The sequence below is a fragment of the Nitratireductor sp. OM-1 genome (assembly GCF_003296175.1).
Lineage (GTDB): Bacteria > Pseudomonadota > Alphaproteobacteria > Rhizobiales > Rhizobiaceae > Nitratireductor > Nitratireductor aquimarinus.
This window is the reverse complement of the sequence record NZ_CP029208.1, coordinates 3,141,649-3,151,128: the sequence shown is the minus strand read 5'-3', so window position 1 is coordinate 3,151,128 and position 9,480 is coordinate 3,141,649. Positions and strand designations below refer to the sequence as shown.

Annotated in this window: 6 protein-coding genes; 5 read left to right on the top strand and 1 reads right to left on the bottom strand. The window is 59.9% G+C overall.

What is annotated here, in order from left to right; genetic code table 11:
• Nucleotides 1-39: 39 nt before the first annotated feature.
• Nucleotides 40-4,239 carry a DNA-directed RNA polymerase subunit beta' gene (gene rpoC / locus DEJ54_RS15105; RefSeq protein ID WP_113156315.1) on the top strand — a complete coding sequence of 1,400 codons (4,200 nt, stop codon included), beginning with the start codon at nt 40-42 and terminating at the stop codon, nt 4,237-4,239.
• A gap of 253 nt (nt 4,240-4,492) precedes the next feature.
• Entirely contained in the window at nt 4,493-5,584 is a 1,092-nt protein-coding gene (locus DEJ54_RS15100; RefSeq protein WP_113155295.1) for an esterase-like activity of phytase family protein, read from the top strand.
• 79 nt (nt 5,585-5,663) lie between these two features.
• On the opposite strand, the gene DEJ54_RS15095 is transcribed toward DEJ54_RS15100, so the two are convergent.
• Complete coding sequence (locus tag DEJ54_RS15095; RefSeq protein WP_113155294.1) at nt 5,664-5,945, bottom strand: transcriptional regulator; 282 nt, start codon at nt 5,943-5,945, stop codon at nt 5,664-5,666.
• 469 nt (nt 5,946-6,414) lie between these two features.
• On the opposite strand from DEJ54_RS15095, the gene rpsL reads away from it, so the two are divergent.
• Genes rpsL through fusA form a run of 3 tightly spaced genes read left to right on the top strand, consistent with a single transcriptional unit; the run spans nt 6,415 to nt 9,433 of the window.
• Entirely contained in the window at nt 6,415-6,786 is a 372-nt protein-coding gene (gene rpsL, locus DEJ54_RS15085) for a 30S ribosomal protein S12 (protein ID WP_007010616.1), read from the top strand.
• 59 nt (nt 6,787-6,845) lie between these two features.
• The gene (rpsG, locus tag DEJ54_RS15080; protein ID WP_113155292.1) at nt 6,846-7,316 is read left to right on the top strand and encodes a 30S ribosomal protein S7; all 471 of its coding nucleotides are present in this window, start codon (nt 6,846-6,848) and stop codon (nt 7,314-7,316) included.
• A 26-nt stretch (nt 7,317-7,342) separates the two neighbouring features.
• The gene (fusA, locus tag DEJ54_RS15075; RefSeq protein ID WP_113155291.1) at nt 7,343-9,433 is read left to right on the top strand and encodes an elongation factor G; all 2,091 of its coding nucleotides are present in this window, start codon (nt 7,343-7,345) and stop codon (nt 9,431-9,433) included.
• The last annotated feature ends 47 nt before the right edge of the window (nt 9,434-9,480 follow it).

Genomic DNA, 9,480 nt, shown 5'->3' with positions numbered 1-9,480 from the left:
TTTGAAAAAGGGACAATGCGTCCCGAAAAGGAGATCGGCATGAACCAAGAGGTCATGAATCTTTTCAACCCTCAGGCGCCGGCACAGACTTTCGATTCGATCAGGATTTCTCTCGCTAGCCCCGAGAAAATTCTTTCCTGGTCGTATGGCGAGATCAAGAAGCCCGAGACCATCAACTACCGCACGTTCAAGCCCGAGCGTGACGGTCTGTTCTGCGCGCGCATCTTTGGTCCGATCAAGGATTACGAATGCCTGTGCGGCAAGTACAAGCGCATGAAGTACAAGGGCGTCATCTGCGAGAAGTGCGGCGTTGAAGTCACGCTGTCGCGGGTGCGTCGCGAGCGTATGGGCCACATCGAGCTGGCCGCTCCGGTCGCTCACATCTGGTTCCTGAAGTCGCTGCCGTCGCGCATCGGCACGCTGCTCGACATGACCCTGAAGGACATCGAGCGGGTTCTCTATTTCGAGAACTACATCGTGACCGAGCCGGGTCTGACGGCGCTTAAGGAAAATCAGCTCCTCTCCGAAGAAGAGTATCTGATCGCGGTCGACGAGTATGGTGAAGACCAGTTCACCGCCATGATCGGCGCCGAGGCGATCCATCACCTTCTGGAATCGATGGAACTGGAGAAGATCGCCGGCGATCTGCGCTCCGAGCTCGCGTCTACCACGTCCGAGCTGAAGCAGAAGAAGCTTCTGAAGCGCCTCAAGGTGGTCGAGAACTTCCTGGAGTCGGGCAACCGTCCGGAGTGGATGATCATGAAGATCGTCCCGGTCATTCCGCCGGATCTGCGTCCGCTGGTTCCGCTGGATGGCGGTCGTTTCGCGACCTCGGATCTGAACGACCTCTACCGTCGTGTGATCAACCGTAACAACCGTCTGAAGCGTCTGATCGAGCTGCGCGCACCGGGCATCATCATCCGCAACGAGAAGCGCATGCTTCAGGAATCCGTGGATGCGCTGTTCGACAACGGCCGCCGCGGCCGCGTCATCACGGGTGCCAACAAGCGTCCGCTGAAGTCGCTCTCCGACATGCTCAAGGGCAAGCAGGGCCGCTTCCGTCAGAACCTGCTCGGCAAGCGCGTCGACTACTCCGGCCGTTCGGTGATCGTGACCGGTCCCGAGCTGAAGCTGCACCAGTGCGGCCTGCCGAAGAAGATGGCTCTGGAGCTCTTCAAGCCGTTCATCTACGCACGTCTCGACGCGAAGGGCTATTCGTCCACCGTCAAGCAGGCGAAGAAGCTGGTCGAGAAGGAAAAGCCGGAAGTCTGGGATATCCTGGACGAGGTGATCCGCGAGCACCCGGTTCTTCTGAACCGCGCGCCGACGCTGCACCGTCTGGGCATCCAGGCGTTCGAGCCCACCCTCATCGAAGGCAAGGCGATCCAGCTGCACCCGCTGGTCTGTACCGCGTTCAACGCCGACTTCGACGGCGACCAGATGGCCGTTCACGTGCCGCTGTCGCTCGAAGCGCAGCTTGAAGCGCGCGTCCTGATGATGTCGACCAACAACATTCTCCACCCGGCCTCCGGCGCACCGATCATCGTGCCGTCGCAGGATATGGTTCTCGGACTCTACTACCTGTCCATCATGAACCAGAACGAACCGGGTGAGGGCATGGTGTTCGCCGACATGGGCGAGCTGCATCACGCACTCGAGACCGGCGTTGTCACGCTGCACACCAAGATCAAGGGCCGTTTCAAGACTGTCGACGCGGAGGGCAACCCCGTATCGCAGATCCACGAGACCACGCCTGGCCGTATGATCGTTGGCGAGCTTCTGCCGAAGAACCACAATGTGCCCTTCGACATCTGCAACCAGGAACTGACCAAGAAGAACATCTCCAAGATGATCGACACGGTCTATCGTCACTGCGGTCAGAAAGAGACGGTCATTTTCTGTGACCGCGTCATGCAGCTCGGCTTCGGCCACGCTTGCCGCGCCGGCATTTCCTTCGGCAAGGACGACATGGTCATTCCGGACACCAAGGAAAACCTGGTGGCCGAGACAGAGGCGCTCGCGAAGGAATACGAGCAGCAGTACAATGACGGCCTGATCACCCAGGGCGAGAAGTACAACAAGGTCGTCGACGCCTGGGCCAAGTGCTCGGAAAAGGTCGCCGACGAGATGATGAAGCGCATTAAGGCGGTCGAATTCGACGATGACGGTCGCCAGAAGCCGATGAACTCGGTCTACATGATGTCGCACTCCGGTGCCCGTGGTTCGCCGGCGCAGATGCGTCAGCTTGCCGGCATGCGCGGCCTGATGGCCCGTCCGGATGGCTCCATCATTGAGACGCCGATCATCTCGAACTTCAAGGAAGGCCTGACCGTGATGGAGTACTTCAACTCCACCCACGGCGCCCGTAAGGGTCTGGCCGACACGGCTCTGAAGACGGCTAACTCGGGTTACCTGACCCGCCGTCTGGTTGACGTGGCTCAGGACTGCATTGTCACCGTGCCGGATTGCGGCACCGACAAGGGCCTGACCATGCAGCCGATCGTCGACGCCGGTCAGGTGGTTGCTTCCATCGGCCAGCGCGTGCTGGGCCGTACCGCGCTTGATGACATCATCAACCCGGCAACCGAAGAAGTCATCGTTGCTGCCGGTCGTCTGATCGACGAGCGTGACGTTGAAGCCATCGAGAAGGCAGGCATCCAGTCCGTCCGCATCCGCTCGGCGCTGACCTGTGAAGTGCGCGTCGGCGTCTGCGCGGTCTGCTACGGCCGTGACCTTGCACGCGGTACGCCGGTCAACATCGGTGAAGCTGTCGGCGTCATCGCCGCTCAGTCGATCGGTGAACCGGGCACGCAGCTCACCATGCGTACCTTCCACATGGGTGGTACGGCGCAGGTGGTCGACCAGTCGTTCCTCGAAGCTTCCTTCGAAGGCACGGTCAAGGTTCGCAACCGCAATGTGGTGCGCAACTCTGAAGGCGATCTCATCGTGATGGGCCGTAACATGGCGGTTCTCATCATGGACGAGAACGGCGAGGAACGTGCAAGCCACCGCCTGACCTACGGTTCGCGTCTGTTCATCGACGAGGGCGACAAGGTGAAGCGCGGTCAGCGTATCTCCGAGTGGGATCCCTACACCCGTCCGATGCTCACCGAAGTGGAAGGCACCGTGGCGTTCGAGGATCTGGTGGATGGCGTGTCGGTTCAGGAAACCGCCGACGAATCCACCGGTATCACGAAGCGCGAGGTCATCGACTGGCGTTCGACGCCGCGCGGCACCGACCTGAAGCCGGCTCTGACGATCCTCGACTCCAAGGGCAAGATCTCCAAGCTTGCTCGTGGTGGCGACGCGCGGTTCCTGCTTTCGGTGGAAACGGTTCTCTCCGTGGAGCCGGGCTCCAAGGTGATGCCGGGCGACGTGATTGCACGTATCCCGACCGAAAGTGCCCGTACGAAGGACATTACCGGTGGTCTGCCGCGCGTTGCGGAACTGTTCGAGGCCCGTCGTCCGAAGGATCACGCCATCATCGCCGAGATCGATGGTACGGTTCGCTTCGGCCGCGACTACAAGAACAAGCGCCGCATCATCATCGAGCCGCATGACGCGACTCTGGAGCCTGCGGAATACCTCATTCCCAAGGGCAAGCCGTTCCATCTTCAGGACGGCGACCAGATCGAGAAGGGCGACTTCATTCTCGACGGCAACCCGGCGCCGCACGACATCCTGGCGATCAAGGGCGTGGAGGCTCTGGCTTCCTACCTGGTCAACGAAATCCAGGAGGTCTATCGCTTGCAGGGCGTGTTGATCAACGACAAGCACATCGAGGTGATCGTTCGCCAGATGCTGCAGAAGATCGAGATTACGGCACAGGGCGACTCGACCTATATTCCGGGCGATCACGTCGACTCCGTGGAGTTCGACGAGGTCAACGACCGGTTGGTGGAAGAGGGCAAGAAGCCTGCCGAGGGCCAGCCGGTCCTGCTCGGCATCACCAAGGCTTCGCTGCAGACGCCGTCCTTCATCTCCGCGGCCTCCTTCCAGGAGACCACCCGCGTGCTGACCGAGGCGGCTGTTGCCGGCAAGGTCGACACGCTGCAGGGCCTGAAGGAAAACGTCATCGTCGGTCGCCTGATCCCGGCCGGTACGGGTGGCGCGATGAGCCAGGTTCGCCGGATTGCGCGCTCGCGCGACGATCTGATCCTGGACGAGCGTCGCAAGACCTCGGGCGTGGAAATGGCCGATCCGATGATCGCCGACATGACGACGAGTGCTGCCGAGTAATCGGCAGACCTCTTCTCAGAGAATGCAGAAGCCGGGCCTTGTGCCCGGCTTTTCTTTTGGCAGTCCACCGCCATCGTCGCGTGTCTGTCACCCGGCTGCATCATGAGGTTCTCCAGATCGCCGTGCGTTCATCCGGACGCACAAAGGGCGATCCAAACCATCGATGGAGCGTCGGATAAGCCGAAAACCGGTTTCGGTTCTTCGGTCCGATGCTCTGGAGGCGCATTCGCGCCCGGTTCACGGAGAAGACCTCATGTTCAGGAAATTAGTGCTCGCTGCCGCATTGTCCGTTTCGGCGCAGTCTCTGGCTCATGCCGAAGCCATGATGAAGCCCGCTTATCTCGGCGAAATCGTCCTCCCCAGCGGTCTCATGATCTCCGGTGTCGAGTTCGGCGGCATTTCCGGCCTGGACTACGACGCGGATGCGGATCTGTTCTATGCGATTTCGGACGACCGGTCGGAGAAAGCGCCGGCGCGCTTCTACCGTCTGAAGCTTGTGATCGAGGAAGACGGCGTGAAGGGCGTCGACATTGTTTCGAGCCATGTGCTGCAGGGTGAGAATGGCGAGCCCTTCGCGGCCAAGACGATCGATCCCGAAGCGATCCGCTACGATGGTGCGCGCCAGAGCGTGTTCTGGTCGAGCGAACGGGATGCCAAAGGCAATCCGACGCTCTTTGAGGCCAAACCGGACGGCGCGTTCAAGCGCAGTTTCGCGGTCCCCGGCGCTTATCTTCCCGATGAGGCCGGCGAGCGCGGCACTCGCAACAATCTGGCGTTCGAGGGACTGACGCTTTCGGTCGATGGAGAGACCATCTGGGTCGCGACCGAGAATGCGCTCGTTCAGGACGGACCGAAAGCGACGCTTGAGGCGGGAAGCCCTTCGCGTATCCTTGGTTTCAACGTCGAAAGCGGCGAGCCGGTTGCCGAATATGTCTACGAAACCGGAACGATCCACCAGAAGTCGGAAACCGAGCCTTACTATAACGACAATGGTCTGACGGAGATCCTCGAGATCGACGCCGGCACGTTTCTCGCGGTCGAGCGCTCCTTTGCGCTGGGGACCGGAAACGAGATCAATCTCTATCGGGTCGAAACGGCGGGTGCGACCGATATTCTCGGTGCTGACAGCATCGCAGACCGCGATGTCACGCCGGTCAGCAAGACGCATGTTCTGAAGATCGGGGAAGGGGACTTCGGTCTCGACGTGGACAACATCGAATCCCTGACCTGGGGGCCCGTCATTGCTGGCCGGAAGACGCTGGTTCTGGCATCCGACAACAATTTCAACCCGAACGGCCAGTTCACCCAGTTCGTGGTGTTCGCCCTGGATGCGCCTTCTCAGTAAAGCGGGACGACTGAGGCTCGCTCATAAAGAAGAAGCCCGGCGCGATGGCCGGGCTTCCTGTCTCTGATCCGTGAAGGGGTCAGACCGGTTCGTCGAAGGTGACGATTGCGATCTCGCCTTCAAGCGCTCCCTGCCAGGCCGACAGGTGTGGTTCTTCATCGGGCTCGCCCTGCATGTCGCCGATCTGGTCCAGCTCGGCTTCCGCGTAGCCTTCGCGCGCGAGGGCTTCCAGCGCCAGCCGCACCGCCGTGTCGTCGTCCGGGGCCTGCAGCATGATATGCACGCCCTCGCTCTCATCACCCTTTTCGCGCCAGACCCGGCCGGTGATGATGGTGACGGGGCGATGTTCAGATTCGCTCATGGTGATTCCTGATTCTTGCCAACCGGCAATCGCTTACTATATGAAGCCTGCTTCTCGCATGCGGGATTGGAGAATGACAGAGATGGAGCGCCGTTTTGGTTCGAAATGGCGCTGTTTCGGGAAATAATCTGTCGTTTTAACCCTGTCTGGCTCGGCGATGGCCTGCGGTACAAGATAATCCTGGCGGCGGGGTTGACGGTTAACCCTCATGCGAGTAATTACCGCTTCGTCCGAGCCGATGTGAGGCTTTTTCTTTCGGGGCGACGCGCCCCGGATCAGGTCTCAAACAGGGTTCGTTTTTGCGAGCGACAGAATTTGCGGCGCATGAAGCGGAAACGCTTCCTCTGCTTTTTGTCCGGGCAAGACCGTTAAAAGCGGTTTGCAGCCTGGATTTGTGCGTAGAGCAAATTTTTGTTCTGGATGCGGCCCTCGGGCTTGAGACACGGAATTTGTAACAAGGGAAGGTTTGATGCCTACCGTTAACCAGTTGATCCGCAAGCCGCGCATTGCGCCGGTTAAGCGCAATAAGGTTCCGGCCATGCAGGCCAACCCGCAGAAGCGGGGTGTTTGCACGCGTGTTTACACGACGACGCCGAAGAAGCCGAACTCGGCCATGCGTAAGGTGGCCAAGATCCGCCTCGCCAATGGCTTCGAGGTCATCGGCTATATCCCGGGTGAGGGGCATAACCTTCAGGAGCACTCCGTGGTGATGATCCGCGGCGGCCGCGTGAAGGACCTTCCGGGTGTTCGCTACCACATCATCCGTGGTGTGCTTGACACCCAGGGTGTGAAGAATCGCAAGCAGCGTCGTTCGAAGTACGGCGCAAAGCGTCCGAAGTAGGATATCCGGCTTCGGCGCTTTGATTTTGAGCCGGGCCTCGAAGGTAAGAGACGAAAAACATGTCCCGACGCCACCGTGCAGAAAAACGAGAGATCAACCCCGATCCGAAATTCGGTGATACGGTTGTGACCAAGTTCATGAACGCCATCATGCTTGATGGCAAGAAGTCGGCTGCCGAGCGCATCGTTTACGGTGCATTCGACCAGGTAGAAGACAAGATGAAGCAGGAGCCTGTTGGTGTGTTCCATCAGGCGCTTGATAACGTTGCTCCGCACGTCGAGGTTCGTTCCCGTCGTGTTGGTGGCGCGACCTATCAGGTTCCGGTCGACGTTCGCCCCGAGCGTCGCCAGGCTCTGGCCATTCGTTGGCTGATCGCAGCTGCCCGCAAGCGCAACGAAACGACCATGGTCGATCGTCTGTCCGGCGAGCTGCTCGACGCAGCAAACAATCGCGGCACTGCCGTCAAGAAGCGCGAAGACACGCACAAGATGGCTGAAGCCAACCGCGCGTTCTCGCACTACCGCTGGTAGCCGTAGGATCGAAAAGGTACACGACGATGTCCCGCGAATATAAGCTCGAAGATTACCGTAACTTCGGTATCATGGCGCATATCGACGCCGGTAAGACGACGACGACCGAGCGTATCCTGTTCTACACCGGTAAGAACCACAAGATGGGCGAGACGCATGATGGCGCTTCGACCATGGACTGGATGGAGCAGGAGCAGGAGCGCGGTATCACCATTACTTCGGCTGCGACGACGACGTCGTGGACCGGTCGTGATGGCAACACCCGCCGCTTCAACATCATCGACACCCCCGGCCACGTTGACTTCACCATTGAAGTCGAGCGTTCGCTGCGTGTGCTCGACGGTGCGGTTGCTCTGCTCGACTCCAACGCCGGTGTTGAGCCGCAGACCGAGACTGTCTGGCGTCAGGCTGACAAGTATCATGTCCCGCGCATGATCTTCTGTAACAAGATGGACAAGATCGGCGCGGACTTCTACCGCTGCCTCGACATGATCAAGTCGCGTCTTGGTGCCACGCCGCTCGCCATCCAGCTCCCGATCGGTGCAGAGAACGACTTCCAGGGCGTTGTCGACCTCATCGAGATGAAGGCTGTTGTGTGGCGCGACGAGTCGCTCGGCGCTCAGTGGGACATCGTTGAGATCCCGGCCGACCTTCAGGCGAAAGCCGAAGAATACCGCGAACTGATGATCGAGACGGCTGTCGAGATCGACGAAGGCGCGATGGAGCGTTACCTTGAGGGCGAAATGCCTTCGAATGACGAGCTTCGCCAGCTGATCCGGAAGGGCACGATCAACGTGAACTTCCATCCGGTCCTCTGCGGCACCGCGTTCAAGAACAAGGGTGTGCAGCCGCTTCTCGACGCCGTCGTCGACTTCCTGCCGTCCCCGCTGGACGTTCCGTCGATCAAGGGCATCGATCCGAAGACCGAAGCAGAGATCGCACGCGTTTCTTCTGACGAAGAGCCGCTTTCCATGCTCGCCTTCAAGATCATGAACGATCCGTTCGTTGGCTCGCTCACCTTCTGCCGCATCTATTCGGGTGTGCTGAACAAGGGTGTTTCGCTGTCGAACACCGTGAAGGACAAGCGTGAGCGCATCGGCCGCATGCTGCAGATGCACTCCAACTCGCGTTCCGATCTGGAAGTTGCTTACGCCGGCGACATCGTCGCTCTGGCAGGCCTGAAAGAGACGACCACGGGCGACACGCTCTGCGATCCGCTGAAGCCGGTCATTCTCGAGCGCATGGAGTTCCCGGATCCGGTGATCCAGATCGCCATCGAGCCGAAGACCAAGGGCGACCAGGAAAAGATGGGCCTCGCGCTCAACCGCCTGGCAGCAGAAGATCCGTCCTTCCGCGTCAAGTCCGACGAGGAATCCGGTCAGACCATCATCGCCGGCATGGGTGAGCTTCACCTCGACATCATCGTCGACCGCCTGAAGCGTGAATTCAAGGTCGAGGCCAATGTGGGCGCCCCGCAGGTTGCATACCGCGAGACGATCACCCGCGAAGCCGAGATCGACTACACGCACAAGAAGCAGTCCGGTGGTTCGGGCCAGTTCGCCCGCGTCAAGATCGTGTTCGCGCCGAACACCGAGAGCGAGGAATTCGAGTTCGAATCCAAGATCGTCGGCGGTTCGGTTCCGAAGGAATACATTCCCGGTGTCCAGAAGGGTATCGAGAGCGTTCTTTCCTCCGGTCCGGTTGCAGGCTTCCCGATGCTCGGCGTGAAAGCCACGCTGATCGACGGCGCCTACCACGACGTTGACTCCTCGGTCCTCGCGTTCGAGATCGCCGCCCGCGCAGCCTTCCGTGAAGGCGCCCAGAAGGCGGGTGCGCAGCTTCTTGAGCCGATCATGAAGGTTGAGGTTGTGACGCCGGAAGAATATGTGGGCAGCATCATCGGTGACCTGAACGGTCGTCGTGGTCAGATCCAGGGCCAGGAAGCACGCGGCATCGCTACGGTGATCAATGCCATGGTTCCGCTGGCAAACATGTTCAAGTACGTCGACACGCTGCGTTCGATGTCGCAGGGCCGCGCCCAGTACACGATGCAGTTCGATCACTACGAGCCGGTTCCCAGCGCTGTGGCGCAGGAGATCCAGAAGAAATACGCATAATTCGCTCAACGCACGTCGTTACGGATTATCGAAAGTTGAAAGAGCCC

Bases quoted from the DNA above. Each gene is read 5' to 3' on its own strand.
- DEJ54_RS15100 (WP_113155295.1), top strand. From the start codon at position 4,493: ATGTTCAGGAAATTAGTGCTCGCTGCCGCATTGTCCGTTTCGGCGCAG.
- rpsL (WP_007010616.1), top strand. From the start codon at position 6,415: ATGCCTACCGTTAACCAGTTGATCCGCAAGCCGCGCATTGCGCCGGTT.
- fusA (WP_113155291.1), top strand. From the start codon at position 7,343: ATGTCCCGCGAATATAAGCTCGAAGATTACCGTAACTTCGGTATCATG.
- DEJ54_RS15095 (WP_113155294.1), bottom strand. From the start codon at position 5,945: ATGAGCGAATCTGAACATCGCCCCGTCACCATCATCACCGGCCGGGTC.
- rpsG (WP_113155292.1), top strand. From the start codon at position 6,846: ATGTCCCGACGCCACCGTGCAGAAAAACGAGAGATCAACCCCGATCCG.
- rpoC (WP_113156315.1), top strand. From the start codon at position 40: ATGAACCAAGAGGTCATGAATCTTTTCAACCCTCAGGCGCCGGCACAG.